Genomic DNA, 25,906 nt, shown 5'->3' on the forward strand with positions numbered 1-25,906 from the left:
AACCCGGCGGGGCGGGCCTCGGCCAGGGGAGCTGCCGGTCAGGATTGCGCAAAGGCGGCCACGACCAGGTCGGCCAGGAGCGCGCCCGCCGTGCCGTCGGGGTCCAGGTCGGGGTCGTAGATGGTGATGTTGAGGCCCACGCAGCGCGGTGCGGCGAGCAACGGGCGCAGCAGTAGCTCCAGTTCACCGGGCAGCAGGCCGTCCGGGTCGGGGCTGTCGACGGCCGGCATCACGGACGGGTCGAGGACGTCGGCGTCGAGGTGGACCCAGAAGCCGTCGAGTCCAGGTGCCCCGAAGGCCTCGACGGCGGCCCGGGCGACCGCGTCGGGGCTCTCGGCGCGGAGGTCGCCGACGGTGGCGACGGGCATCTTCAGCGCGGCGAGCTCGGCCGTGTCGTCGGTGTAGGCGTCACGGATGCCGAAGAACCGTACGTCCTCGTCCCTGAGGTAGGGACCGAGGCCCTCCAGGTCGCTCAGGTCGGCCTGGCCGCGGCCGGTGGCGATGGCGACCTCCTCGCCGCCCGCGGCGCCGATCCGGTCGGAGTTGCCCGGGTGCCGGAAGTCGTGCGAGGCGTCGACGGCGGCGAGCCCGTACCGGCCGATGCGGCGCAGGGCGAGGGAGGCACCGAGCTGGATCGAGCAGTCGCCGCCGAGGACGACGGGGAACTCCCCCGCGCGCACGTGGTGTTCGATGCGGTCGGCGAGCTTGACGGTGTACGCGGCGAGCGCGGTGGCGTTGAAGACGCCGTCGCCCTCCTGCCAGTCGCCGCGGTCGTAGCGCGGCGGTACGACCACCCCGCCCTCGCGGGCCCCGAGCCGTCGCGGGAGGCGCTGCTCCCTGAGGGCGCCGGCCAGCTTGTAGCAGCCCGGGACGGTGCCGGGAGCGGGTGGGCGCAGGCCCAGGTTGGAGGGGGCGTCGAGCACGACGAGTGTGCGCATGGCGGCCTTCCTGGGCGGGCGCTTCCTGGCGGGGTGTTCGGTGACCGGTCCTCCCCGGCGGCTCTTTGGTGACCGGTGACGGGATCAGCCGCCGGGGCGCATCTCGGCGGTGAGAGCCCAGCGTTCGTGGTCGCGCCAGGCACCGTCGATGTAGATCATCCGGGGCGAGAAGCCCTCCAGGCGGAAGCCGGCGCCCCGGGCCAGGGCGATGGAGGCGGTGTTCTCGGGCTGCGCGTTGATCTCGAGACGGTGCAGTCCCAGCGGCCCGAACGCGTACCCGATCACCAGGTCCAGGCCCTCCCGCATCAGCCCCCGTCCGGCGGCGTGGGCGAAGGCGCCGTAGCCGAGGGCGCCGCACTGGAAGCCGCCCCGGACGATGTTGTTGATGTTGATGAACCCGGCGAGGTCACCGCTGTCCTTCTCGCACACCAGGAACCCGGCCTTGGACGGGTCCTCGATCAGCCGGTCCGCGTAGGCCGCGTAGGCCTCGTCGGTGTCCGGCGGGAACAGCCACGGCCGGTGCAGGTCCTTGCTCTCCCGGGCCCGGGCGGTGAACTCGGGTCCGTCCTCGGCGGTGAAGTGGCGGACGGCCACGCGGGGGCCCTCGGCGAGGTGGCGGGGGGTGGAGTGGGGCATCCGGCCAGCCTACGGCGTCGCCGCCCGCGGTGCCCCGGGATTTCCCGGCCTCCGGCGCCGCGGGGCGTCGTACGGTCCCCGGCTCAGCGCAGGGCGGGCCGGTCCAGGGTCAGCGTGGCGGCGTCGGCGTCCAGTTCCGCCGTCGCCCCGAACGGGATCGTCAGGGCACCCGCGCAGTGGCCGAAGCCGAAGTCCTCCACCACCGGCACCCCGAGCACGCCGAGCCGGTCGGCCAGCAGGAAACGCACCTCCGCGTAGTCGGCGCAGTTCTCCCAGGAGCCGAGCAGGACCCCGCGGACGCCGTCCAGCCAGCCCGCGCGCAGGAGCTGGGTGAGGTAGCGGTCCAGCCGGTACGTCTCCTCGCCCACGTCCTCCAGGCACAGCAGTCCGCCGGCCGCCGAGGCGCGGGCGTTCGGGGTGCCGAGTTCCGCGGCGAGCAGGCACAGGCATCCGCCGAGGGTGACGCCCCGGGCCCGGCCGGGCACCAGGGCCGTGCCGCCGGACGCGATGGTGCGCACGGTCTCCGGGGCGAAGAGCGTGGCCCGCAGGTGCTCCTGGGCCCGGGTGTTCTTGACGAAGTCGATACCGGCCGCCATCGGCCCGTGCAGCGTGGCGAGCCCCAGGCGGGTGGCGAAGGCCTCGTGCAGGACGGTGATGTCGCTGAAGCCGACGAAGACCTTGGGCCCGGCCGTGCGCATCGCCTCCCAGTCGAGCAGGTCGACCATGCGCTGCACCCCGTACCCGCCGCGGGCGCACAGCACCGCGTCCACGGCGGGGTCGCACCACGCGTTCTGGAAGTCGGCGGCCCGGTCGGCGTCCGTGCCCGCCAGGTAGCCGAACTCGCGGTGCCGGTCCAGGACATGGGGTGCGACGACCGGGTCGAGGTCCCAGCCGCGAAGCACGTCGAGCCCGGCCTGGAGCCGCTCCTCGGGCACCGGCCCGCTGGGGGCGACGACGGCCACCCGGGCGCCGGGGGCGAGCCGGGCGGGCCGCAGCAGTTCTCTCACGTGCGCAAGCCCACCTTCGGGACCTCGGGGGTCGGCTTCAGCCCGAACACCTGGGCGTACAGGGACAGTTCCGCCTCCAGGGCGCGGATCATCGTCTCGGCCCGACGGAACCCGTGGCCCTCCCCGGCGAAGGTGAGGTAGGCGTGCGGTACGCCCCGGCCGTCGATGCGGGCGAGGAGGCGTTCGCACTGGGCGGGCGGGCAGATGACGTCGTCGAGGCCCTGGAGCAGCAGGAACGGCACGCCGATCCGGTCGGCGTGCGCGGTCGGCGAGCGTTCGGCGTAGCGGGCCGGCACCTCGGCGAGCGGGCCGATCAGCGACTCCAGGTAGCGGGACTCGAAGTCGTGGGTCTCCCCCGGCCCCCAGGTGGCCAGGTCCAGGACCGGATAGAGGATGGTGCCGCAGGCGTACAGGTCGGTGGTCGTCAGGGAGGAGGCCGTGGTCCAGCCGCCCGCGCTGCCGCCCCGGATCGCGAGGCGGGCGGGGTCGGCGGTGCCCTCGTCGGCGAGGGCACGGGCGACGGCCGCGCAGTCCTCGACGTCGACCACGCCCCACTGTTCGCGCAGCCGCTCGCGGTAGGCCCGGCCGTAGCCGGTGGAGCCGCCGTAGTTCACCTCGGCGACGCCGATGCCCCGAGAGGTGAAGTAGGCGATCTCCAGGTCCAGTACGAGCGGGACGCGGCTGGTGGGGCCGCCGTGCGCCCAGATGACGTACGGCGGCAGCTCGCCGTCGGGTGCGGTCCGTTCGGGGTGGTGCGGCGGATAGACGTGGGCATGCACCTCGCGCCCGTCCGGCCCGGTGAAGACCCGGATCTGCGGTTCGGGGTAGTACGCGGGGTCGACGGGGTCCTCGTGCGGGGCGCCGACCGGGCGGGCGCGTCCGCTCCTGGGGTCCAGCTCGATCACCTCGTAGGCGGTACGCGGGCTGGCGCCGACGGCGACGACCCGCTCCCCGTGCGCGGTGAGGCCGGCGGTGAACTCGGTCCAGGGTCCGGCGGCGTCGACGAGCTCGCCGGTCTCGGGGTCGAGTATCCCGAGTATCGTCGCGCCCTTGCCGTGCACGACCGCGATCAGCCCGCTGTCCAGCGGTGCGAACCAGCGCAGGCCGAGCTGCCAGAGCGCGCCGCCGAACTCCTCCTCGCGCGGACACAGCGCGGTGCCGTCGCGGTAGAGGTTCCACCAGCCGCTGCGGTCGCTCGCGTACAGGAGCCTGCCGTCCGCGTCCCATTCGACCTGGGCGACCGCTTCCCGGGGCCCGCCCGCGACGGTGCGCACGTCGCGCAGGGTGCCGTCGTCGGCGACCTCGGCGACGAGCAGCTCCGTGCCGTCCCAGGGCATCCGGGGGTGGTCCCAGGTGAGCCAGGCGGCCCGCCGGCCGTCGGGCGACAGCTTGGCCCCGGTGACGAACCGCTGCCGTTCGGGGGCGAGTTCGCGTACGGCGCCACGGTCGTCGGCGGCGGAGCCGTCGAGCGGTACGGCGGCGAGGACGCGCCGCACGTCGTCGGGTCCCTCGCCGGTGAACTCCTCCAGCACGCACCACACTTCGCCGCGTTCGAGGTGGATCTGCGGCTCGACCCAGCGAAGTCCGCCGCCCACCGGGGAGACCGGGGTCAGCGGGCGCGGCTCGCCGCCCGGCTCGAAGAGGTACAGCCGCTGGTCGGCGAAGTGCGTGAACACGGCGAGCGGCCGCCCGTCGCGCACCGCCCCGGACCAGGGGCGGCCACCGTACTCGATGACCCGGCTGCGCACGTTCCACGGCGCGGGCAGCACCGGCTCCTCGCCGCCGTCGGCCCGCCGCCGCACCAGTGCCCGGCGGCCGCCCTCGGCGGGCCGGGGTTCGGTCCACCAGATCTCGTCGCCGACGACCCCCACCCAGTCCGGCCGGCCGTCGTGCGCGGCGGCCAGCGCCGCGTCCACGGGCGAAGGCCACGATCCGTACGGTGACTTGAGCACCTCGTCCCCCATCGTCTACGCCGTCCGCAGGAAGCGGTCGAGCACCTGCACGCCGAAGTGCAGCGCCGTCACGGGCACCCGTTCGTCGACCCCGTGGAACAGCGCCTGGTAGTCGAGTCCCTCGGGCAGCTTCAGCGGGGCGAAACCGTACCCGGTGATGCCGAGCCGCGAGAACTGCTTGGCGTCCGTACCGCCGGACATGCAGTACGGCACCACGTGCCCCTCGGGCGCGAACTCCTCGACGGCGGCCCGCATCCTCGCGAAGGTCGGCGAGTCCACGGGGGCCTGGAGGGCCACCTCACGGTGCGCGAACTCCCAGCTCACGTCCGGGCCGACCAGCCGGTCGAGGGTGGCGCGGAACTCGTCCTCGGCGCCCGCCAGATAGCGGCCGTCGACGAAGGCGACCGCCTCGCCCGGGATGACGTTCAGCTTGTAACCGGCTTCCAGCATGGTCGGGTTGGCGCTGTTGCGGACGGTGGCCTCGACCAGCTTTCCGGCCGGGCCGAGCTTCTCCAGCAGCCGGTCCACGTCGGTGAAGTCCGGCTCGATGCCGTACAGCGTGGCCAGTTCGGCGAGCGCGGCGCGCACGGTCGGGGTCAGCCGGAGCGGCCACTCGTGCTCGCCGAGGCGGGTGACGGCGGCGGCGAGCCGGGTGACCGCGTTCTCGTTGTTGACCTTGGAGCCGTGCCCGGCCCGGCCGCGCGCGGTGAGCTTGAGCCAGCCGGTGCCCCGCTCCCCCGCCGCGATGGGGTAGATCTGCCGGCCGGCGCCGTCGTGGAAGGTGAACGCGCCGGACTCGCTGATGCCCTCGGTGCAGCCCTCGAACAGCTCCGGGTGCCGGTCGGCGAGGAACCCGGAGCCGTCCTCGGCGCTGGCCTCCTCGTCCGCGGTGAACGCGATGACGAGGTCCCGGCGGGGCCGTACGCCCTGCCGGGTCCAGGACCTCAGGACGGCCAGGATCATCGCGTCCATGTTCTTCATGTCGACGGCGCCCCGGCCCCACACCACCCCGTCGCGGACCTCGCCGGAGAAGGGCGGCACGCTCCAGTCGGCGGCCTCGGCCGGGACGACGTCCAGGTGGCCGTGGACCAGCAGCGCGTCGGCGGACGGGTCGGTGCCGGCGACCCGGGCGACGACATTGGTCCGGCCCGGGGTCCGCTCCAGCATCAGCGGTTCCAGACCGGCCCCGGCCAGCCGCTCGGCCGCGTACTCGGCGGCGGGCCGCTCCCGGCAGTCGCCGCCGCCCCGGTTGGTGGTGTCGATCCTGATCAGGCCTGAGGTGAACTGCACGACCTCGTCCAGGGCCTGCTGGTCAGCCATACTGCTCCTCCACGGCGGCAGAGACGATCGTGGTGACCGCCTTGAACGTCCTGATGCCCTCGTACATCCGGGCGCTGGTGTAGGCCACCTTCCGCTCCCCGATCCGGGCGACGCCGGGGACGACGGTCGCGGCCATCGCCAGGTGCTCCGCGTCGAACTCCAGGGCGATCGTGTGCGGCCCGGCGTGCACGGGCTCGGCGCGGACCGCCAGCCGTGCGGCCTCCTTGGCGGCGGCCCGGATGTCGGCCGCGGTGCGGGCCGGGGTGCGGCACACGGCCGCGTACCGCGACACATGGTCCTTCACGGCGACCTTCAGCGCTTCGGGCGCGTAGCCGAGCGCGTCCTCGCAGGCCACGTCGTCGCCGGTGACGAGCACGACGGGGACGCCGTACTCGGCGACGACGTGCGCGTTGAGCAGGCCCTCGCTGGCGCGGACGTCGTCCAGCCAGACCCCGGTCAGCTGGTTCGCCAGGTAGGTGTGGGCGAGGACGCCGTCCATGCCGGCGCCCGCGTGGTAGCCGATGAAGGCGATGCCGTCCACGTCACCGTGCTGGACGCCCTCCACCATGGACAGCGACTTGTGCCGCCCCGTGAGCATCTCGACCCGCTCGTCGAGTCGCTCCAGGAGCAGGTTGCGCATGGACCAGTGGGCCTCGTTGACGAGCACCTCGTCGGCACCGCCGTCGAAGAATCCCTGCGCGGCGGCGTTCACGTCGGAGGTGAACATCGACCGGCACCGCTCCCACTGCGGCGTCCCCGGCAGCACGTCGGCCGGCCAGGTGACGCCCGTGGCCCCCTCCATGTCGGCACTGATGAGGATCTTCATGCTGCGTCACGTTACGCGCCGACGGGCGCCCAGGCTACGACCCCGACCTCGCGAAACGACCGCCGCCGGCCGCTGCCGCGCCGGGCCCGGATCCCGAGGTGCCCGCCGCCGGTGGAGGGGCGGTACGACAGCGAACCGGTGGGGCGGCAGCGGCCGGAGAGGCGCTTTCCCCGGCGCACGGCTGCCGCCGCCGGCGGCGGTGCGCGGAGCGGGTGGCCGTGGCCGCCGCTCCGCGCACACCCGGCGCCGGTCCGGGCGTGGGGCCGGGTCAGGCGCCGGCGAGGACGAACCAGTGGGCCGGCAGGTCGATACGGGTGCCGTCCGCCAGGTTCTCGGTCTGCGGCAGGGCGGTCTCGCCCTCGGCGAGGATCTTCAGGCCGGCCTCGGTCAGCAGCCGGGGGATCTCCGCGTCGTCGGCGTCGGCGGGCTTGAGCCCGTGGTGGAAGACGCGCTGGAGCTTGGGACCCGGGCCGCCCGGATCGGACGCGGCGCGCTTGAGCACGTCCCGGGAGCCGGAGGTGAGCTCGACGACGAACGCACGGCCTTCGGCGCCGATGATCTCGGCGACGGCGGCGGCGACCGCGGGGCGGGCGGCCGGTTCGCTCTGGTGGATGACGGCCCGCATGTAGACGTTGCTGTCGCCGAGCCGCTCGTGCAGGGCGCGGACGGCGCCGGTGTCGGTGAGATCGAGCTGCTGGAACTCGACGGTACCGGCGTTCTCGGCTCGGCGGGCGTGCTCGACGGCGGCGTGCGAGAGGTCGACGCCCACGGCGCGCGCGAACCGGGTGGCCAGGTAGCGGGTCTGGGTGCCGTTGCCGCAGCCGAGGTCGACAATGGTGCGGGCGGGATCGGCGTGCGGCAGGAGGAGGGCGCTGTGGGGTCCGGCGCTGAGGGAGGGATCGGCGTCCCAGATCGCCTCGCCCCGGCCCTCGGAGGTCTCGCTCCAGTAACTCTCCCACGCGTTGCGATAGTTGTCCGAGACGTTCATGCGCTCTCCCCACAGTCGGTTCCGTGATCGGGATATCGCGTCGCTGTCTCATCGGGCAAGGGGTGGGGGACCACGTTCACCGGATGTACGGGATCCAGCGGAGTGGGGGCGTGCAACGGGTTGCCACACGCCCCCTGTTCAGCTATTGCCGGTGAGGTTCTGCTCGAACCAGACGGTCTTGCGGTGTCCGCTGGTGCTGGCGCCCCATTCCCTGGCGAGCCGGCTGACCACCCGCAGTCCGCGGCCGGACTCGTCGAGGGGGCCGGCGCCCAGCATGGCGGGCAGGGCGGGCTCGTCGTCGGTGACCTCGAACAGCAGCGCGTCGGTGCGGACCACGCGCAGCCCGATCCGGTCGCCCGGCGCGTGCCGCACGGCATTGGTGACGACCTCGCTGACCAGCAGCTCGGCCGTCTCCACCGCATGGGGCAGGCACCACTGGAGGAGCCGTTCGCGCACCAGGCGGCGGGCCCGGGGCACCGCGAGCGGCTCGGCGTCGAGCCGCCATTCGGCGACGTGGTCGTCGGGAATGCCGTTGAGGCGGGCCATGAGCAGGGCGACGTCGTCCTTGCGGCCGCCGCGCGTGTTGAGGGCGCGGATGATGGTGTCGCAGGCGTCGTCCATCGAGGCGGCCGGGTGCGCGGCTGACTCGCAGAGCGCGGCGAGGCCCTCGCCGATGTCGGAGCCGCGCACCTCGACCAGACCGTCGGTGCACAGCACCAGGCGGTCGCCGGGGGCGACCCGGATGCGGGTGGCCTCGAAGGGGACGCCACCGACGCCTATGGGGGCGCCGGTGGGCAGGTCGAGCAGATCGCTGCTGCCGTCCTCGGCGCGGACCAGGACCGGCGGGATGTGGCCCGCGTTGGCGAGGGTCAGCTCACCGCGGATCGGGTCGTAGACCGCGTACAGGCAGGTGGCGAGGTAGTTCTCGCCGAGCCGGCGGGCCAGGTCGTCGAGGTTGCGCAGCAGCTGGGCCGGCGGGGTCTCCATGGTGGCCATGGTCTGCACGGCGGTACGCAGCTGGCCCATCATCGCGGCCGAGTTCAGGCCGTGGCCCATGACGTCGCCGACCACGAGGGCGGTGCGCGAGCCGTGCAGCTTGATGGTGTCGAACCAGTCGCCGCCGATCCGGCCGAGCCGGGTTCCGGGCAGATAGCGGGTGGCGACGTCGCACCCGGCCATCCGCGGGGTCACCTGCGGCAGCATGCTGTCCTGGAGGGTGTCGGCGACGTTCTCCTGGTACGTGTACATGCGGGCGTTGTCGAGCACGAGGCCCGCGCGGGCGGCGAGTTCGGCGCCGGTGGTGCGGTCCATGTCGTCGAAGGCGGGGCGGTCGGGGCGGCGCATCAGCACCATGAAGCCGAGGACGACGTTGCGTGCCTTGAGCGGGACGATCAGCAGGGAGCGGCCGCCGATGAGCGGCCTGAGGTCGCGCTTCTCGAACTCCCCGGAGATGCGCTCGGACAGCTCCTCGGTGACCCTCGGGACGACGACGGGCTCGCCGGTGACCATGCACTTGTAGAACGGGGTGTGCTCGGGGAAGGCGAAGGCCTCGCCGACCGGCACGGTGTCGTCCCAGCGGCCCGGTTCGTCGTTGTGCTCGACCCAGACGCGGAACATCACGGTGCTCGCGTCGGGCGGTCCGTCCGGGAAACCCTCGCCCGCCAGGACCGCGGCGCGCAGGTGGGTGCCCGCGAAGTCCGCGAAACGGGGGACGGCGGCGCTGGTCACCTCGCGGATGGTCTCGCCGAGGTCGAGGGAGGTGCCGATGCCGGAGCTTACCTCGTTGAGGAACTCCAGCCGCTCGCGGACGGCGGCGTACTCCAGGTCCTGCTCGGCTCCGGCCGGGACCGGGGCGGCCGCCGCCCGCTCCCACGGCGCGACGGCCTCGACGCGGGCGCGTCCCGCACGGCGGGGCACACCCCAGTACGGCGTCACGGGCACCCGGTCGTACTGGCTGAACTCCAGGACGGGGTAGCCCAGTTCGAGGACCTGGGAGACGATGCGGCCGCTGAGCCCCGGCCCCATGTTGGGCAGGATCTCGGGCAGCCGCCGTTCGAGCTCGTCGAAGGCGGGCAGTTCGGTGTGGCGGGCGAAGCCGGGCGAGATGCGTTCGGCGGTCTCGTCGTCGTAGCCCCGCTCCTCACGGAGCCGGGTGGCGTCCGCGGCGAGCACGAGCAGCCGGAAGGAGCCGGGCCCGACCAGCGGGTAGGCCCACCAGAGCACGTCGAGCCGCTCACCGTCCGCCGGCTGCCCGTACGGGACGAGGCGGGCGCGGCCCGCCGTGGCGTACGAGGTCCGGCAGCCGAGCGAGGACTCCAGGTCGGGACCGAGGGCGTCGTACTCGTCGTAGGCGTCCGGCATCGGCTCGCCGTGCAGGTCGTCGGCGAGGGCGCCGGAGACCGGCAGCAGGTCGGCCGCGGAGCGCCCGACCGCGTCCTCCCGGCCCACACCGAACAGGCGCCCCGCACCGCTGCTCCAGTGGGAGACGAGGCCGTCGCGGTCGACGACGACCACGGCCAGCGGAATCCGGCCGGCCGCCGTGTCGCCGGTGTCGCGCCCGGGAGCTGTGTCCCGCTCGCTGCCACGGTCCATGGCCCAGGCCCTCTCTCCCCACGGCTGTTCGCAAACGATCTGTGCCGCCCGCCACTACGGTAAGGCGACGGCAGGTGGCGATGTGTGGCAATCCGGGAATTGGTGCCGCCCGATCGCACCGGCGCGCGGCCCCGTGCGCCGCTCAGTCCTCGTGCCCCAGTTGCAGGTCCCGTTCCGTGCGGCCACCGCCCGCGACCTGCAGCACCGTGGCGACCGGCGGGTAACCTGCGGCGATGACGGTGTACTCGCCGGAGGAGAGATCCACGAACCGGAACGTTCCGTCGGCTCCGGTGGTGAGGGTGTCGACGACGTTGCCCGCGGCGTCGAGGAGCGTCACGCGCGCGTCCTCCACCGCGCGGCCGCCGTGGGCCCGCACGGTGCCCTTCAGCACGGCGCCGCCCGCGAGTTCGACGTCCTGCCGGGTCTCCCGGGAGGCCTGCACGGTGACGGGCAGCGCGGCGGGCCGGAAGGCGGGGGCGCTGGCGGCCAGGGTGTACTCGCCGGCGACCAGTTCGGTGATGACGTAGCCGCCCTCCCGGCCGCTGCGGGTGGCGGCGACGACCTCGCCGTGGACGTTGGTCAGTGTGACGGTGGCGTCCCGCACGGGGCTGCCGTCGGCGGTGAGCACGCTGCCGGCCAGCCGCCCGGCGCCACCGAGGACGACGTCCAGTTCGACGGGCCGTTCGCCGACGGTGACGGAGACGGCCTGCGGCTGGTGGCCGCCGGCGGCGGCGATCAGCACGTACGCCCCGGAACCGGGGGTGCTGAGCGCGTACCGGCCGTCCTCGCCGCTCGCGCCCCGGCCGATCTGCTGTCCGGCGACGTCGATGAGGGTGAGGGCGGCGCGGGGCACCACGGTGCCGTCGGGGTGCTGCACGGTGCCGCAGACGGGGACGCCCGCGGTGTGGGGTGTGCGGGCCGTCGGGATCGGGGCGCCGGCGCTCAGGGTCTCGGGCTCGGTTTCGGCGGTGTGGTGGGACACCAGGGGTTTCTCCTTGAGGAAGAAGGCGATGAGCAGGCCGAGGGCGAGCACCGGGACCAGATAGAGGAAGATCCGGGGCATCGCGTCGGCGTAGGCGCGGATGTAGGCGTGGCGCAGGGCCGGGGGCAGCGCGTGGACGAGCTGCGGGGTGAGGGAGTCCGGGTCGGGCAGCCCGGCGCCCGCCCGCGGGGGCAGTTCCCTGCGCAGGGAGTCGGTGAGCCGGTCGGCGAAGAGGGTGCCGAAGACGGCCGCGCCGACGCTGCCGCCGATCTGCCGGAAGTAGTTGTTGGCGCTGGTGGCGGTGCCGAGGTCGGCGGGGCGCACGGAGTTCTGCACGGCGAGCACCAGGACGGGCATCACCAGGCCGATGCCGGCGCCGAGGACGGCCATCCAGATGCTGTAGTGCAGCCGGGGCGTGTCGGTCTCCAGCCGGGACAGCAGCCACATGCCGGTGGCGGAGACGGCGCCGCCGAGCACGGGGAAGATCTTGTAGCGCCCGGTGCGGCTGATGAGCTGCCCGCCGATGACCGAGGCGCCGACGATCCCGGCCATCATGGGCAGCATGAGCAGCCCGGAGCCGGTGGCGCTGGCCCCGTCCACCATCTGCAGGAAGGTCGGCAGATAGCTGGCCGCGCCGAACAGGGCCACGCCGATGACGAGGCCCACCAGGCCGCTGACGTTGAATACGGAGTCGCGGAACAGCCGCAGCGGGATGAGGGGTTCGGCCGCGAAGCGCTCGGCGACGAGGAAGAGGGCGACGGCGGCGACCGCGCCGGCCGCCAGGCCGAGGATCTGCCGGGAGTCCCAGGCGTACTCGGTGCCGCCCCAACTGGTGAGCAGGACCAGGCAGGTGGAGGCGGCTGCGAGCAGCAGCGCGCCGGGCACGTCGAGCCGTCCGCGCACCGCGGGCCTGGGGAGCTTGAGGACGACGGTGACGACGGCGAGGGTGACCAGGCCGAAGGGGACGTTGACGTAGAAGCACCAGCGCCAGGAGAGGTGGTCGGTGAAGTAGCCGCCGAGGAGCGGTCCGGCGACGGAGGCAAGGCCGAAGGCGGCGCCGATCAGGCCCATGTACCGGCCGCGTTCGCGGGGCGGCACGATGTCGGCGATGATCGCCTGCACGCCGATCATGAGCCCGCCCGCACCCACGCCCTGGACGGCGCGGAAGGCGATCAGCTGGTCCATGCTCTGCGCCCGGCCGGCGAGCGCGGAGCCGACGACGAAGACGGCGATGGCGAACTGGAAGACGCCCTTGCGGCCGACCAGGTCGCCGAGCTTGCCGTACAGCGGCAGGCCGATGGTGGAGGTGAGCAGATAGGCGGTGATCGCCCAGGACATCCTGTCCAGGCCGTGCAGTTCGCCGACGATCTTCGGCAGCGCGGTGGCGACGATCATCTGGTCCAGTGCCGCGAGGAGCAACGCGAGCATCAGCCCGACGAACACCAGCCGCACGCGGCGCGGCCCGAGTTCGGCCATGGTCGCGGCGGGTGGGGGCGCGGCGGTGACGGTGGCGGTCCCTCCGGCACCCGCGGCCCCCGCGGGACCCTCGGCCGCCCGGATCGCCTCCCCGGCGTCCGGTGCCGCGACCGGCTCGTGCTTCACCAGAGTCGACCCGCCCACGTACCGCTCCCCTCGTCGCACCTGTCACAATTCCCGCGTAAGGCGACAACTGCGAACAACTGCGGCGAGTTACGGCGCCACTGTGGAGGTGGCGGAGATCCACTCGAACCGGTGAAGGGACGCAACGCCCCTCCACCGGTGGGGGCTTGGCGCTACTTCTCGACCTCGGCGGCGAGGTTGGCGAGCACGGCGTCGTAGATGCGGCCGAGACCCTTGGGCGCGAAGGTCTTCTCGAAGAAGCCGCCGATGCCGCCGGCGCCCTTCCAGGTGGTGGTGACGACGACGCGGGAGCTGCCCTCGCCGGCGGGGGTGACCCGCCAGGTGGTGACCATGGAGGAGTTGCGGTCCTTCTCGACCAGCTCGCCGTCGGTGGGCTCGCTGACCTCCAGGAGGCAGTCGCGCACCCTCTTGCTGGTGGCCTGGAGCTTCCAGTGGACGAGGGTGCCCTCGCCGTCGCCGCCCTCGCGCACCTCGTACTCGCTGAAGTGCTCGGGCAGCAGCCGCTGCCGCGTGCCGCGGTAGTCGGCCAGGGCGTCGAACACCTTCTCCGCGTCCGCCGCGACGACCCGCTCCGTAGTGGCCTCGACCTGCGCCATTGCGTTCCTCCAGGACCTGTGTGCTCGCCGGTTGGGGCAAGCCAACCACCCCGGCGCCCGGCCGCCCAAATCGGGGGTCGCACGATCATGGGAACAGATGTTCTATTGTGGGCGCAGTCCTACCGAGGAGGCGTCATGCGCTGGGAGAACCTCACCGTGGAGTCCGGGGAGCCAGCCGAGCACGGCCGGGCGGCCGATCCCGCGCTGTTCGGCGCGGAGGCCGTGACCACCCGGACCTTCGACACCCCCGAGTTCCGCGGGATCACCTTCCACGAGGTCCGGGCCCGCTCCGTGCTGAACCGGGTGCCGGGCGCCTCGCGCATGCCGTTCGAGTGGACGGTCAATCCCTACCGGGGCTGCTCGCACGCGTGCGTCTACTGCTTCGCGCGGAAGACGCACAGCTACCTGGACCTGGACACCGGCATCGGCTTCGACACGCAGATCGTGGTCAAGGTGAACGCGCCCGACGTGCTGCGCCGTCAGCTCGGCTCCCGCCGCTGGACGGGCGATCACGTGGCGATGGGCACGAACGTGGACTGCTACCAGCGCGCCGAGGGCCGCTACCGGCTGATGCCGGGCATCATCTCCGCCCTCACCGAGCACGCGAACCCGTTCTCGATCCTCACCAAGGGCACCCTCATCCTGCGCGACCTGGAGCTGCTGACCCGGGCGGCCGAGGTGACCGACATCGGCGTCTCGGTCTCCGTCGGCTTCCTCGACACCGGGCTGTGGCGCACGGTGGAACCCGGCACCCCGGCGCCGGAGCGCCGGCTGGACGTCGTGCGCACCCTCGGGGAGCACGGCATCGGCTGCGGGGTCCTGATGGCACCGGTGATCCCGTTCCTGAGCGACGACCCCGCCCAATTGCGGTCGACGGTACGGGCGATAGCGGCGGCCGGGGCCACCTCCGTCACACCTCTGGCGCTGCACCTGCGGCCGGGCGCCCGGGAGTGGTTCATGGCCTGGCTCGGCCGGCATCACCCGCACCTGGTGCGCCGCTACGAGCGGCTGTACGCGGACGGCGCCTACGCGCCCAAGTGGTACCAGCGCCGGATCACCCGTCAGGTGCACGAGCTGGCGCGGGAGTACGGCATCGGGCCCACGCGCGCGGGCCTGGCCCGACGGATCCGCCCGGTGGAGCCGGAGCCGCGGGACGTGGCCGAGCCGACCCAACTCACCCTCATCTGAGAGCGTTCGAGGGCATCCCTCGGCCCATCCGGGTCAACTATGGCCGCGACGCGTTCTCCGGGTGGCCGATTCCGGGACGATCCGGCGAGAACCGTGATCCTCACGGCTCGCCGACACCTCCGTCCCGGGAGGACCCATGAGAGAACGCGCAGCCGTGCTGTGCGCAGCCGCGGCCGTGCTGGCGGGCTCGGTCGCGGCCGTCCCCGCCCACGCGGCCCGGACCGCGCCGGCGGCACCGGCCGCTCCGGCCGCGGAACCCGTCTGGAAGAAGTGCGCGACGAACGACTACCCGACGCTCCAGTGCGGGTCCCTGACGGTGCCGCTGGACCACGCGCAGCCGGCCGGCCGGCGGATCACCCTCGCCCTGTCCCGTGTCCCGCACACCGCGAAGACCTCCCAGGGCCCCCTGCTGGTCAACCCGGGCGGCCCCGGCGGCAGCGGGCTGACCCTCGCCGGGTTCGTCGCCTCGACGCTGCCCAAGGCCGTGGCGGCCCAGTACGACGTGATCGGTTTCGACCCGCGCGGGGTCGGCCGCAGCACCCCCGCTCTGGACTGCGTGCCGGGCCACTTCAAGCCGGTGCGCCCGGACACCGTGCCGGCCACGCCCGCGCTGGAACAGGCGAACGTGGAGCGCGCGAAGTCCTTCGCGGCCGCCTGCGGCCGCAAGTACGCCGACGTGCTGCCGTACGTCAACACGGTCAGCGCCGTCCAGGACATGGAGGCCATCCGCCGGGCCCTCGGCGCGGAGCGGATCAACTACTTCGGCTACTCGTACGGCACCTATCTCGGCGCGGTCTACGCCAAGCTGTACCCCGAGCGGGTCCGGCGTCTGGTGCTGGACTCGATCGTCGACCCGTCCGGCGTCTGGTACGACGACAACCTGGGCCAGGACTACGCCTTCGACGACCGCCACCGGGCGCTGATGGCGTGGATCGCCAAGTACGACGCCAGGTACAGGCTGGGCACGGACCCGGCGAAGGTCGAGGCGCAGTGGTACGCGATGCGGGCGGCCCTGGCGCGGACCCCGGCCGAGGGCCGGGTCGGGGCCTCCGAGCTGGAGGACACCTTCATCCCGGGCGGCTACTACGACGGCTACTGGCCCTACCTCGCCGAGGCGTTCGCGGCCTACGTCCACGACGGCAGGACCGGGCCACTGGTGGAGGCGTACGACAACTTCGCCACCGTGGACGGCTCGGGCGACAACGGCTACAGCGTCTACACGGCCGTGCAGTGCCGTGACACCTCCTGGCGGCGCACGTGGAGCCGGTGGAGCGCGGACACCTGGGCGGTGTACGGCAAGGCTCCCTTCATGGCCTGGAACAACGCCTGGTACAACGCGCCCTGCGCGTTCTGGCCGACGGCGGCGCTGAAGCCGGTGGACATCGCCAACACCGAGCTGCCGCCCGCGCTGCTGTTCCAGGCGACGCGGGACGCGGCCACCCCTTATCCGGGCGGTACGCGGGTCCACCGGCTGCTGACCGGCTCCCGCCTGGTGGTCGAGGACGGCGGCGGCAACCACGGCATCACACTCAGCGGCAACGCCTGCCTCGACGGGTATCTCGCCGCGTACCTGGCCGACGGCACGCTGCCGCACGGCACCGGCACGACCGACGCGGCCGACGCGGTCTGCCCGAAGTCGCCCGACCCCGAGCCGCTCACCGCGAAGGCGGCGTCGGTGTCGTCCCGCGGTTCGGCCCTGCACAGGCTGCTGGGCTTCCGCCGCTAACGCCCCCCGCCGGCCGGGGGCGTTGTCAGTGGGGTGGTCCACCATGGAGAGATGAGTGAACCGACCCGGATCTCCGCCCCCGCCGGGGTCGCCCCCGCGGCCCAGTACAGCCACGTGGTCTCGGCGACCGGCCGCTTCGTCGCCGTCTCCGGACAGCTCGCCCTGAACGAGGACGGCCACCTGGTCGGCAAGGACGATCCGGCGGCGCAGGCCCGCCAGGTGTTCGAGAACCTGCGGCGTTGTCTGGCCGCCGCGGGGGCCGGCTTCGAGGACGTCGTGAAGCTGACGTACTTCGTCACGGACCGGGCGCATCTGCCGGCGATCCGGGCGGCGCGCGCCGCGCACATACCCGACGACCGCCTGCCGGCGTCCTCCGCCGTGCAGGTGGCGGGTCTGGTGGCGCCGGAGTTCCTGATGGAGATCGAGGCGTTCGCGGTGGTGGACTACTGAGGGGGCTCGATCCGGGGGCACTCCCGGGAGTCCGTTGCCTAAGGTGCCGTCATGGACGGCACCCCGACCCGCATCCGCCCGATGACCCTCGCCGACTGCGAGCGCGTCTCCGAGATCCGCATACGCGGCTGGCAACACGCCTACCGCGGCCTCATACCCGAGACGTACCTCGCCGGCCTCGACGTCGCGGCGGACGCCGAGCGGCGGCGGGCCCGGTTCGCCGAGGGGACCGGCCCCGTGGGGAACCTGGTCGCCGAGCGGGCCGGCGAGATCCTCGGCTGGGCGGCGTACGGGCCGTACCGCGACGGTGGCTCGCCGAACGGGGACGCCGAGCTGTACGCGATCTACCTGGACCCGAGATACGTCGGCGGCGGGATCGGGCGGGCCCTGCTGACGGAGGCGGTCGCGCGGTGCTCCGCGTACCCGCGCATGTGCCTGTGGGTCCTGAAGGACAACACCCGGGCCCGCCGCTTCTACGAGCGCGCCGGATTCCGGCCGGACGGCGCCGAGGAGCCCTTCGAGGCGGGCGGCGTGCCGGTGCCCGAGCTGCGGTACGTGAAGGAGCTGCGCGGCTGACCGCGCGTCACCTCACGCCTTTCTGCTGCGGGATGCGGGCGAGCGCGTGCACCGCCGCCTCCGCGAGGGCGGGGTGGGCCAGTGCCTCGTTCAGCACCCGCCGGGCGCGGCCGTCGCCGAGCGCGCCCAGGCCCTCCACGCAGGCGAGGGCGACCCGCCGGTAGGGGTCGTGCGGGCGCAGCCGCCGCTCCAGGGTCGTGATCAGCGCGGGCACCGACTCCGGGGCGCGCAGGGCCGCCAGCAGCCGTACCGGGTGCAGGGCGTAGGCGACGCGGAGCTCGTTGGTGGCGAGGGCGGCGGCCGCCCGGGCCGTGCGCGGGTCGCCGAGCCGGGCGAGGGCGTGGGCGGCGGAGGCGCAGCGCGGAGGGTCGCGGTGGTTAAGGAGCAGCACCAGGGACTCGAAGGCGCGCCGGTCGCCGGCGAGGCCGAGACGGAACGCGGCCAGTTCCCTGGCCCACAGGGGCTGTCCGGGTGCGGTGAGCACGTCCGCTAGCTCGTCGCGGTCGTCGGTCGCCAGCAGCCGGTCGTACCCGGCCGTGCCGTGCGACTCCCGCCGTAAGCGTTCCGTGAGCGATCGCAACTCTTCGTCCACGCGCACCAGGGTAGAGGGGCGACGCCGGCGGAGGGAGGTACATCACAAAGTCCGGGGACTGGCGCGCTCGTTACTCGCCGGTTAAGCTCAGACGAGCGAGTACCCCTCGCACTCTCGCTGGCGCCGGTTTGGTGACGCAGCCGTCGCGAGCTTGTCGGTTCGGTGCACCGTGTGTACCCAGTACGACCCGGCTTCGGGACAGAGCCGGTCGGAATCAGCCGCTCCCGGGCGTGTGCACGCCCGTGGGACCGGCACACCGGGCGTGTGCGCTCGCGGCCCGGAAACACCCGCATCCCTTCACGCACCGCGGTGCGCCCTCCGGGCGCACCCGGGCGTTCCTCGTCGTCACCCTCATCCTGGAGTCCCGCGATGGCCACTCCCCTGTCCCCTCGGACCGGCAGCTCTCTGTCCCCGTTCAAGACGATCGCCGTGGTCGGCCTCGGCACCATGGGCACCGGCATCGCCGAGGTCCTCGTGAAGGCCGGCCGCGAGGTGATCGGCATCGACATCAGCGAGGTTCAGGCCGCCAGGTCCCGCACCGCCCTGGAGGCCTCCACCGCCCGTGCCGTGGCGCGCGGCCGGCTCACCGAGGAGGAGCGCGCCGAGGCCCTGGCCCGGGTCCGCACCTCCACCGACCTGCGGGCGGCGGCCGACGCCGACCTGGTCATCGAGGTGGCCCCGGAGTCGTACGAGATCAAGCAGCAGATCTTCCGCGAACTGGACGGCATCGTCCGCCCGGAGACGATCCTCGCGACCGGCACCAACGCCCTGTCCGTGACCCGGCTGGCCGCGGACTCGGCCCACCCCGAGCGCATGCTCGGCCTGCACTTCTTCAACCCGGCCCCGGCGATGAAGCTGGTCGAGGTCGTCTCCTCGGTGCTGACCGCGCCGCAGGCCGTCGCCGCGGTCACGGACCTCGCGATCGAGCTGGGCAAGGAGCCGGTCGCGGTCGGCGACCGCCCCGGCTTCGTCGCGGACGGCCTGCTCTTCGGCTACCTCAACCAGGCGGCCGCGATGTACGAGGCCCGGTACGCCTCCCGCGAGGACATCGACGCGGCGATGCGGCTCGGGTGCGGTCTGCCCATGGGCCCGCTCGCCCTGCTGGACCTGATCGGCATCGACACCGCGCGCACGGTCCTGGAGGCCATGTACGCCGAGTCCCACGACCGGCTGCACGCCCCCGCCCCGATCCTCAAGCAGCTCAGCGAGGCCGGTCTGACCGGCCGCAAGTCCGGGCGCGGCTTCTACACCTACGAGGCGCCGGGCAGCGCGACGGTCGTGCCGGACGCGCTGACCCCGGCGGCGGGCGGCACGCTCACCGCGGGGCGCGAGATCCGCTCGGTCGGTGTCGCGGGCTCCGGCACGATGGCCTCCGGCATCGCCGAGGTGTTCGCGAAGGCGGGCTACGAGGTGGTCCTGGCCGCCCGCAGCGAGGAGAAGGCGCAGGCCGCCAAGGCCCGCATCGGCAAGTCCCTCGCGCGCTCCGTCGACAAGGGCCGGCTGACCGCCGAGGCCGCCGCGCAGATCCTGGACCGGATCGCCCCGGCCGGCTCCTACGAAGCCTTCGCCGGCGTCGACCTGGCCGTCGAGGCGGTCGCCGAGGACCTGGAGGTCAAGCGGCAGCTGTTCCAGACGCTGGACAAGGTGTGCAAGCCCGGCGCGATCCTGGCCACCACCACCTCCTCGCTGCCCGTCGTCGCCTGCGCCCGCGCCACTTCGCGCCCGCAGGACGTGATCGGCATGCACTTCTTCAACCCCGCCCCGGCGATGAAGCTGGTCGAGGTCGTCCGCACGGTCCTGACCGCCGACGACGTGCACGCGACCGTCCGCGAGGTCTGCGGGAAGATCAAGAAGCACGCGGTGGACTGCGGCGACCGCGCCGGTTTCATCGTGAACGCGCTGCTGTTCCCGTACCTCAACAACGCGATCAAGATGGTCCAGGAGCACTACGCCTCGCTGGACGACATCGACGCGGCGATGAAGCTCGGCGGGGGCTACCCGATGGGCCCGTTCGAGCTGCTGGACGTGGTGGGCCTGGACGTCTCGCTGGCCATCGAGAAGGTGCTGCACCGCGAGTTCCGCGACCCCGGTCTCGCCCCGGCGCCGCTGCTGGAGCACCTGGTGGCCGCGGGCTGCCTCGGCCGCAAGACCGGCCGCGGCTTCCGCGAGTATGCCCGCCGCTGACGGCGCCGGGGACTGGTTCGACGGCGCCGCGGACGGCGCGGACTGGGGCGGACTGCTCGACCCGGTGGACGCTCCCCCGCCCCCCACGGGCGGGGGAGCCCCCTCACCCGCGCACCGAGCTGCGCACATGCAGTACTTTCGGGTCATGCCCCAGCCCGCCAAGTCCTCACGTACACCAGCCACGCCCGACGCGCCGGAAAGTGCCGCAGGCAGTCGCGCCGCCGCCCAGCGGCTGAAAATGCGCCGGGAACTGGCGGCCGCAGCGATGGAACTGTTCGCGACCAAGGGGTACGAGGCGACCACCGTCGACGAGATCGCGGCCGCCGCCGGGGTCGCGCGCCGCACCTTCTTCCGCCACTTCCGCTCCAAGGAAGAGGCGATCTTCCCGGACCACGACGACACGCTGATCCGCGCCGAGGCGGTCCTGAACGCCGCGCCCGCGCACGAGCACCCGCTCGACACCGTGTGCCGCGGGATCAAGGAAGTCATGAAGATGTACGCGGCCCGGCCGGAGATCTCGGTCGCCCGCTACAAGCTCACGCGCGAGGTGCCCACCCTGCGCGAGGCCGAGATCGCCTCGGTGGCCCGTTACGAGCGCCTGTTCACCCGCTATCTGCTCGGGCACTTCGACGAGCACGCGCACGCCGACGACGCCAACGACGACCCGCTGCTCGCCGAGGTGGCCGCCTCCGCCGTGGTCACCGCGCACAACCACGTCCTCCGGCGCTGGCTGCGGGCGGGCGGCCAGGGGGACGTGGAGACACAGCTGGACCACGCCTTCGCGATCGTGCGCCGGACGTTCGGCACCGGGATCGGCGCCGGGCGCGGCTCGGCGACCCGGACGGCGACGACCACCGCGCCGGCCTCGGTGTCGGCCCACGGCGAGGTGCTGGTGACCGTCGCCCGGACCGACGCACCGCTGGACGAGGTCATGCGGACCATCGAGGAGGCTCTGAAGGAGCGCTGACGGACCGCTCGCCCTGTGATGACGGCCACCCTTCGGGGTGGCCGTTTTGCCATGTCAGAGGCCGTTTTCGCGGAGATTTCCGAGGCCGTTCGATCGATCATCGCTCATTTGTTACGTAAAGATTTCATCTGAGGCCAAGTCATGGCACTCAGTGCCTTGCCACCTGACACGCGGTGTCATACGTTGAAGATGTCCGGGCGGCCGGCGAGCAGAGACCAAGCGTTCGCCGGCTGTCCCCGCAAGCCGACGGCCTGCGCGCCCGGACGCCTGCGTCACAGGCAACCTCCCGCGCCACAAAGCGCTGCCGAAGCACCACCGAGCCGAACCGACGGCACATCTCCACCCACCCTCAGCAGCACTCATCGCAGCACCGACGAATCCCAAGGCGCCCCTCCCTCAGGGCGCTCACCGCCGGAGGCAACACCGTGACCGTGAAGGACATCCTGGACGCGATCCAGTCGAAGGACGCCACGTCCGCCGATTTCGCCGCCCTGCCGCTCCCCGAGTCGTACCGCGCGATCACCGTCCACAAGGACGAGACCGAGATGTTCGCGGGCCTCGAGACCCGCGACAAGGACCCGCGCAAGTCGATCCACCTCGACGAGGTCCCCCTGCCCGAGCTCGGCCCGGGCGAGGCCCTGGTGGCCGTCATGGCCTCCTCGGTCAACTACAACTCGGTGTGGACCTCGATCTTCGAGCCGCTGTCGACCTTCGGGTTCCTGGAGCGCTACGGCCGCACCAACGAGCTGGCCAAGCGCCACGACCTGCCGTACCACATCATCGGCTCCGACCTCGCGGGCGTCGTCCTGCGCACCGGCCCGGGCGTCAACGCCTGGAAGCCCGGCGACGAGGTCGTCGCCCACTGCCTCTCCGTCGAGCTGGAGTCCTCGGACGGCCACAACGACACCATGCTCGACCCCGAGCAGCGCATCTGGGGCTTCGAGACCAACTTCGGCGGCCTCGCCGAGGTCGCGCTCGTCAAGTCCAACCAGCTGATGCCGAAGCCGGGCCACCTGAGCTGGGAGGAGGCCGCCGCACCGGGTCTGGTCAACTCCACCGCGTACCGGCAGCTGGTGTCCCGCAACGGCGCCGGCATGAAGCAGGGCGACAACGTGCTCATCTGGGGCGCGAGCGGTGGGCTCGGCTCCTACGCCACGCAGTTCGCCCTGGCCGGAGGCGCCAACCCGATCTGCGTCGTCTCCAGCGAGCAGAAGGCGGACATCTGCCGCTCGATGGGCGCCGAGGCGATCATCGACCGCAGCGCCGAGGGCTACAAGTTCTGGAAGGACGAGCAGACCCAGGACCCGAAGGAGTGGAAGCGCTTCGGCAAGCGCATCCGCGAGCTCACCGGCGGCGAGGACATCGACATCGTCTTCGAACACCCCGGCCGCGAGACCTTCGGCGCCTCGGTCTACGTCACGCGCAAGGGCGGCACCATCACCACCTGCGCCTCCACCTCGGGCTACATGCACGAGTACGACAACCGCTACCTGTGGATGTCGCTGAAGCGGATCATCGGCTCCCACTTCGCCAACTACCGCGAGGCCTGGGAGGCCAACCGCCTCATCGCCAAGGGCAAGATCCACCCGACGCTGTCGAAGGTGTACTCCCTCGAGGACACCGGCCAGGCCGCCCACGACGTCCACCGCAACGCCCACCAGGGCAAGGTCGGCGTGCTGTGCCTCGCCCCCGAGGAGGGCCTGGGCGTGCGCGACGAGGAGATGCGCGCCAAGCACATCGACGCCATCAACCGCTTCCGGAACATCTGAGGGCCTTAGATGACAGAGCGTCAGAAGGACCGTCCGTGGCTCATGCGGACGTACGCGGGTCACTCGACCGCGGAGGCGTCCAACGAGCTGTACCGGCGCAACCTCGCCAAGGGCCAGACCGGTCTGTCGGTGGCGTTCGACCTGCCGACGCAGACCGGCTACGACTCCGACCACATCCTCGCCCGCGGCGAGGTCGGCCGGGTCGGTGTGCCCGTCGCGCACCTCGGTGACATGCGCCGGCTGTTCCAGGACATCCCCCTGGAGCAGATGAACACCTCGATGACGATCAACGCCACCGCCATGTGGCTGCTGGCGCTCTACCAGGTCGTCGCCGAGGAGCAGGGCGCGGACATCACCAAGCTCCAGGGCACGACCCAGAACGACATCGTCAAGGAGTACCTGTCCCGGGGGACACACGTCTTCCCGCCGGGACCGAGCCTCCGCCTGACGACGGACATGATCGCGTACACGGTCTCCCACATCCCGAAGTGGAACCCGATCAACATCTGCAGCTACCACCTGCAGGAGGCCGGGGCCACGCCGGTGCAGGAGATCGCGTACGCGATGTCCACCGCGATCGCCGTGCTCGACGCGGTGCGCGACTCCGGCCAGGTGCCGCAGGAGCGCATGGGCGACGTCGTCGCGCGCATCTCCTTCTTCGTGAACGCGGGCGTCCGCTTCGTCGAGGAGATGTGCAAGATGCGGGCGTTCGGCCGCATCTGGGACAAGGTCACCCACGAGCGGTACGGCATCGAGAACCCCAAGCAGCGCCGCTTCCGCTACGGCGTCCAGGTCAACTCCCTGGGCCTGACCGAGGCGCAGCCGGAGAACAACGTCCAGCGGATCGTGCTCGAGATGCTGGCCGTGACCCTCTCCAAGGACGCACGCGCGCGTGCCGTGCAGCTGCCGGCCTGGAACGAGGCGCTGGGCCTGCCCCGGCCCTGGGACCAGCAGTGGAGCCTGCGCATCCAGCAGGTGCTCGCCTACGAGAGCGATCTGCTGGAGTACGAGGACATCTTCGCGGGCTCGCACGTCATCGAGGCGAAGGTGGACGCCCTCGTGACGGAGTCCCTCGCGGAGATCGAGCGGATCCAGGAGATGGGCGGCGCGATGGCCGCCGTGGAGTCCGGCTACCTGAAGTCCCAGCTGGTCGCCTCGCACGCCGAGCGGCGGGCGCGGATCGAGTCCGGCGAAGAGAAGATCATCGGTGTCAACGCCTTCGAGGGCACCGAGCCGAACCCGCTGACGGCCGACCTGGACACGGCGATCATGACGGTCGACCCGGCGGTCGAGGCCCGCGTCATCGAGTCCCTCCAGCACTGGCGCGACACCCGCTACCAGCCGCCCTTCAACCACCCGCGCCCGTGCAAGGCGCTGGACCGGCTGAAGGAGGCCGCGAAGGGCACCGACAACCTGATGGAGGCCACGCTGGAGTGCGCCCGCGCCGGTGTCACGACCGGTGAGTGGGCCGGGGCCCTGCGGGAGGTGTTCGGCGAGTTCCGGGCGCCCACCGGGGTGTCGTCGGCGCCGGTGGCGGTCACCGCCGAGCCGGGCTCCGCGCTGGCCGAGGTCCGCGCGAAGGTGGACGGCACCGCCCGCGAGCTGGGCGTCGGCAAGTTGCGCTTCCTGGTCGGCAAGCCCGGCCTGGACGGGCACTCCAACGGCGCCGAGCAGATAGCCGTCCGGGCCCGCGACGCCGGCTTCGAGGTGGTCTACCAGGGCATCCGGCTGACGCCCGAGCAGATCGTGGACGCGGCACTCGCCGAGGACGTGCACGCCGTGGGCCTGTCGATCCTCTCGGGCTCGCACGCCCAGCTGGTGCCGGACGTGCTCCAGCGGCTGCGTGTGGCCGGTGCCACAGATATACCGGTGATCGCAGGTGGCATCATCCCGAACGGGGACGCCGACCAGCTCAGGGCCGCCGGAGTGGCCGCCGTCTTCACCCCGAAGGACTTCGACATCACCGGAATCATCGGCCGCATCGTCGACGAGATCCGGAAAGCGAACAAGCTCGACCCTCTGGAGGTCCCCGCATGACCACCGTCAACCGCCTTCGCCCGCGGCGCTCCTGCCTGGCCGTACCGGGCTCGAACCCGCGCTTCCTCGAGAAGGCGCAGGGCCTGCCGGCGGACCAGGTCTTCCTGGACCTGGAGGACGCGTGCGCGCCGCTCGCCAAGCCGGAGGCGCGGCACACCATCGTCAAGTTCCTCAACGAGGGCGACTGGACGGGCAAGACGCGGGTCGTGCGCGTCAACGACTGGACGACCGAGTGGACGTACCGCGACGTCGTGACCGTCGTCGAGGGCGCCGGCCAGAACCTCGACTGCATCATGCTGCCGAAGGTGCAGACGGCCCAGCAGGTCGTCGCCCTGGACCTGCTGCTCACCCAGATCGAGAAGACCATGGGCTTCGAGGTCGGCAAGATCGGCATCGAGGCGCAGATCGAGAACGCGCAGGGCCTGAACAACGTCAACGAGATCGCGCAGGCCTCCCCGCGCGTCGAGACGATCATCTTCGGCCCGGCCGACTTCATGGCGTCCATCAACATGAAGTCGCTGGTCGTGGGCGAGCAGCCGCCCGGCTACCCGGCGGACGCCTACCACTACATCCTGATGAAGATCCTGATGGCCGCCCGCGCCAACAACCTCCAGGCGATCGACGGCCCCTACCTCCAGATCCGCAACGTCGAGGGCTACCGCGAGGTCGCGCAGCGCGCCGCCGCGCTCGGCTTCGACGGCAAGTGGGTGCTGCACCCGGGCCAGGTCGAGGCGTCCAACGAGATCTTCTCGCCGTCGCAGGAGGACTACGACCACGCCGAGCTGATCCTGGACGCGTACGACTACTACACGTCCGAGGCGGGCGGCAAGAAGGGCTCCGCGATGCTCGGCGACGAGATGATCGACGAGGCCAGCCGCAAGATGGCCCTGGTCATCTCCGGCAAGGGCCGGGCCGCCGGCATGCAGCGCACGTCGAAGTTCGAGATCCCGGAGGCCTGAG

The 25,906-nt window shown here is 72.5% G+C and carries 20 protein-coding genes; 9 read left to right on the plus strand and 11 right to left on the minus strand.

All coding sequences use genetic code 11. The features are described 5' to 3' along the window. Nucleotides 1-38: 38 nt before the first annotated feature. The 10 genes from BLW57_RS08600 to BLW57_RS08645 form a co-directional block, all read right to left on the minus strand. Complete coding sequence (locus BLW57_RS08600) at nucleotides 39-938, minus strand: arginase family protein (RefSeq protein ID WP_093473383.1); 900 nt, start codon at nucleotides 936-938, stop codon at nucleotides 39-41. 84 nt (nucleotides 939-1,022) lie between these two features. Continuing rightward, nucleotides 1,023-1,574, minus strand: coding sequence for a GNAT family N-acetyltransferase (locus BLW57_RS08605; protein ID WP_073891800.1), 552 nt, complete (start codon nucleotides 1,572-1,574; stop codon nucleotides 1,023-1,025). 83 nt (nucleotides 1,575-1,657) lie between these two features. Beyond that, nucleotides 1,658-2,581 (minus strand): S66 peptidase family protein, encoded by a 924-nt coding sequence (locus tag BLW57_RS08610; protein WP_093473384.1) that lies wholly within the window; start codon nucleotides 2,579-2,581, stop codon nucleotides 1,658-1,660. Continuing rightward, on the minus strand, nucleotides 2,578-4,545 hold the full coding sequence (locus BLW57_RS08615; protein WP_093473386.1) for a S9 family peptidase: 1,968 nt from the start codon (nucleotides 4,543-4,545) through the stop codon (nucleotides 2,578-2,580). The genes BLW57_RS08610 and BLW57_RS08615 overlap by 4 nt, the downstream gene beginning before the upstream one ends. A gap of 3 nt (nucleotides 4,546-4,548) precedes the next feature. After that, nucleotides 4,549-5,853: a M20/M25/M40 family metallo-hydrolase gene (locus tag BLW57_RS08620; protein ID WP_093473387.1), complete on the minus strand. Its 1,305-nt coding sequence runs from the start codon at nucleotides 5,851-5,853 to the stop codon at nucleotides 4,549-4,551. Next, nucleotides 5,846-6,679, minus strand: coding sequence for a M55 family metallopeptidase (locus tag BLW57_RS08625; protein WP_093473389.1), 834 nt, complete (start codon nucleotides 6,677-6,679; stop codon nucleotides 5,846-5,848). Before BLW57_RS08625 ends, BLW57_RS08620 begins: the two co-directional genes overlap by 8 nt. Nucleotides 6,680-6,947: 268 nt before the next feature. Beyond that, a complete protein-coding gene (locus BLW57_RS08630; RefSeq protein WP_093473390.1) occupies nucleotides 6,948-7,667 on the minus strand; it encodes a class I SAM-dependent methyltransferase in 720 nt (239 codons plus the stop codon). Nucleotides 7,668-7,805: 138 nt separating this feature from the next. Continuing rightward, nucleotides 7,806-10,259: an ATP-binding SpoIIE family protein phosphatase gene (locus BLW57_RS08635; RefSeq protein WP_093473392.1), complete on the minus strand. Its 2,454-nt coding sequence runs from the start codon at nucleotides 10,257-10,259 to the stop codon at nucleotides 7,806-7,808. Between the two features lie 142 nt (nucleotides 10,260-10,401). Then, nucleotides 10,402-12,861, minus strand: a complete 2,460-nt coding sequence (locus BLW57_RS08640; protein WP_093473394.1) for an MFS transporter — start codon at nucleotides 12,859-12,861, stop codon at nucleotides 10,402-10,404. A 152-nt stretch (nucleotides 12,862-13,013) separates the two neighbouring features. Next, nucleotides 13,014-13,457 carry an SRPBCC family protein gene (locus BLW57_RS08645; RefSeq protein ID WP_093473395.1) on the minus strand — a complete coding sequence of 148 codons (444 nt, stop codon included), beginning with the start codon at nucleotides 13,455-13,457 and terminating at the stop codon, nucleotides 13,014-13,016. Between the two features lie 135 nt (nucleotides 13,458-13,592). Here BLW57_RS08645 and BLW57_RS08650 point away from each other — a divergent pair, with 135 nt between their 5' ends. From BLW57_RS08650 to BLW57_RS08665, 4 genes are all read left to right on the plus strand, one after another. Next, complete coding sequence (locus BLW57_RS08650) at nucleotides 13,593-14,645, plus strand: Rv2578c family radical SAM protein (RefSeq protein WP_093473397.1); 1,053 nt, start codon at nucleotides 13,593-13,595, stop codon at nucleotides 14,643-14,645. Nucleotides 14,646-14,781: 136 nt separating this feature from the next. Continuing rightward, nucleotides 14,782-16,371, plus strand: a complete 1,590-nt coding sequence (locus tag BLW57_RS08655; RefSeq protein ID WP_093473398.1) for an alpha/beta hydrolase — start codon at nucleotides 14,782-14,784, stop codon at nucleotides 16,369-16,371. A gap of 51 nt (nucleotides 16,372-16,422) precedes the next feature. Further along, a complete protein-coding gene (locus BLW57_RS08660) occupies nucleotides 16,423-16,821 on the plus strand; it encodes a RidA family protein (protein ID WP_093473400.1) in 399 nt (132 codons plus the stop codon). A gap of 51 nt (nucleotides 16,822-16,872) precedes the next feature. Beyond that, the gene (locus BLW57_RS08665) at nucleotides 16,873-17,397 is read left to right on the plus strand and encodes a GNAT family N-acetyltransferase (protein ID WP_256339432.1); all 525 of its coding nucleotides are present in this window, start codon (nucleotides 16,873-16,875) and stop codon (nucleotides 17,395-17,397) included. 7 nt (nucleotides 17,398-17,404) lie between these two features. Here BLW57_RS08665 and BLW57_RS08670 read toward each other — a convergent pair whose 3' ends face one another. Beyond that, nucleotides 17,405-17,989 (minus strand): adenylosuccinate lyase, encoded by a 585-nt coding sequence (locus tag BLW57_RS08670; protein ID WP_093480600.1) that lies wholly within the window; start codon nucleotides 17,987-17,989, stop codon nucleotides 17,405-17,407. Between the two features lie 369 nt (nucleotides 17,990-18,358). Between BLW57_RS08670 and BLW57_RS08675 the strand changes: the two genes are divergently transcribed. From BLW57_RS08675 to BLW57_RS08695, 5 genes are all read left to right on the plus strand, one after another. Further along, nucleotides 18,359-20,173 carry a 3-hydroxyacyl-CoA dehydrogenase family protein gene (locus BLW57_RS08675; RefSeq protein ID WP_093473401.1) on the plus strand — a complete coding sequence of 605 codons (1,815 nt, stop codon included), beginning with the start codon at nucleotides 18,359-18,361 and terminating at the stop codon, nucleotides 20,171-20,173. 145 nt (nucleotides 20,174-20,318) lie between these two features. Further along, nucleotides 20,319-21,140 (plus strand): TetR family transcriptional regulator, encoded by an 822-nt coding sequence (locus BLW57_RS08680; RefSeq protein WP_180361922.1) that lies wholly within the window; start codon nucleotides 20,319-20,321, stop codon nucleotides 21,138-21,140. A gap of 425 nt (nucleotides 21,141-21,565) precedes the next feature. Further along, complete coding sequence (gene ccrA, locus BLW57_RS08685; protein WP_093473404.1) at nucleotides 21,566-22,909, plus strand: crotonyl-CoA carboxylase/reductase; 1,344 nt, start codon at nucleotides 21,566-21,568, stop codon at nucleotides 22,907-22,909. 9 nt (nucleotides 22,910-22,918) lie between these two features. After that, a complete protein-coding gene (locus tag BLW57_RS08690; RefSeq protein ID WP_093473406.1) occupies nucleotides 22,919-24,946 on the plus strand; it encodes a protein meaA in 2,028 nt (675 codons plus the stop codon). Next, nucleotides 24,943-25,905 carry an HpcH/HpaI aldolase/citrate lyase family protein gene (locus BLW57_RS08695; RefSeq protein ID WP_073891846.1) on the plus strand — a complete coding sequence of 321 codons (963 nt, stop codon included), beginning with the start codon at nucleotides 24,943-24,945 and terminating at the stop codon, nucleotides 25,903-25,905. The genes BLW57_RS08690 and BLW57_RS08695 overlap by 4 nt, the downstream gene beginning before the upstream one ends. The last annotated feature ends 1 nt before the right edge of the window (nucleotide 25,906 follow it).

The organism is Streptomyces sp. 1222.5 (assembly GCF_900105245.1).
GTDB lineage: Bacteria > Actinomycetota > Actinomycetes > Streptomycetales > Streptomycetaceae > Streptomyces > Streptomyces albidocamelliae.

Excerpts from the sequence above, each read along its gene's own strand:
- BLW57_RS08665 (WP_256339432.1), top strand. The coding sequence starts at position 16,873 with ATGGACGGCACCCCGACCCGCATCCGCCCGATGACCCTCGCCGACTGC.
- BLW57_RS08605 (WP_073891800.1), bottom strand. The coding sequence starts at position 1,574 with ATGCCCCACTCCACCCCCCGCCACCTCGCCGAGGGCCCCCGCGTGGCC.
- BLW57_RS08675 (WP_093473401.1), top strand. The coding sequence starts at position 18,359 with ATGGCCACTCCCCTGTCCCCTCGGACCGGCAGCTCTCTGTCCCCGTTC.
- BLW57_RS08625 (WP_093473389.1), bottom strand. The coding sequence starts at position 6,679 with ATGAAGATCCTCATCAGTGCCGACATGGAGGGGGCCACGGGCGTCACC.
- BLW57_RS08695 (WP_073891846.1), top strand. The coding sequence starts at position 24,943 with ATGACCACCGTCAACCGCCTTCGCCCGCGGCGCTCCTGCCTGGCCGTA.
- BLW57_RS08630 (WP_093473390.1), bottom strand. The coding sequence starts at position 7,667 with ATGAACGTCTCGGACAACTATCGCAACGCGTGGGAGAGTTACTGGAGC.
- BLW57_RS08690 (WP_093473406.1), top strand. The coding sequence starts at position 22,919 with ATGACAGAGCGTCAGAAGGACCGTCCGTGGCTCATGCGGACGTACGCG.
- BLW57_RS08635 (WP_093473392.1), bottom strand. The coding sequence starts at position 10,259 with ATGGACCGTGGCAGCGAGCGGGACACAGCTCCCGGGCGCGACACCGGC.
- BLW57_RS08600 (WP_093473383.1), bottom strand. The coding sequence starts at position 938 with ATGCGCACACTCGTCGTGCTCGACGCCCCCTCCAACCTGGGCCTGCGC.
- BLW57_RS08655 (WP_093473398.1), top strand. The coding sequence starts at position 14,782 with ATGAGAGAACGCGCAGCCGTGCTGTGCGCAGCCGCGGCCGTGCTGGCG.
- BLW57_RS08645 (WP_093473395.1), bottom strand. The coding sequence starts at position 13,457 with ATGGCGCAGGTCGAGGCCACTACGGAGCGGGTCGTCGCGGCGGACGCG.
- BLW57_RS08615 (WP_093473386.1), bottom strand. The coding sequence starts at position 4,545 with ATGGGGGACGAGGTGCTCAAGTCACCGTACGGATCGTGGCCTTCGCCC.
- BLW57_RS08680 (WP_180361922.1), top strand. The coding sequence starts at position 20,319 with ATGCCCCAGCCCGCCAAGTCCTCACGTACACCAGCCACGCCCGACGCG.
- BLW57_RS08660 (WP_093473400.1), top strand. The coding sequence starts at position 16,423 with ATGAGTGAACCGACCCGGATCTCCGCCCCCGCCGGGGTCGCCCCCGCG.
- BLW57_RS08620 (WP_093473387.1), bottom strand. The coding sequence starts at position 5,853 with ATGGCTGACCAGCAGGCCCTGGACGAGGTCGTGCAGTTCACCTCAGGC.
- BLW57_RS08650 (WP_093473397.1), top strand. The coding sequence starts at position 13,593 with ATGCGCTGGGAGAACCTCACCGTGGAGTCCGGGGAGCCAGCCGAGCAC.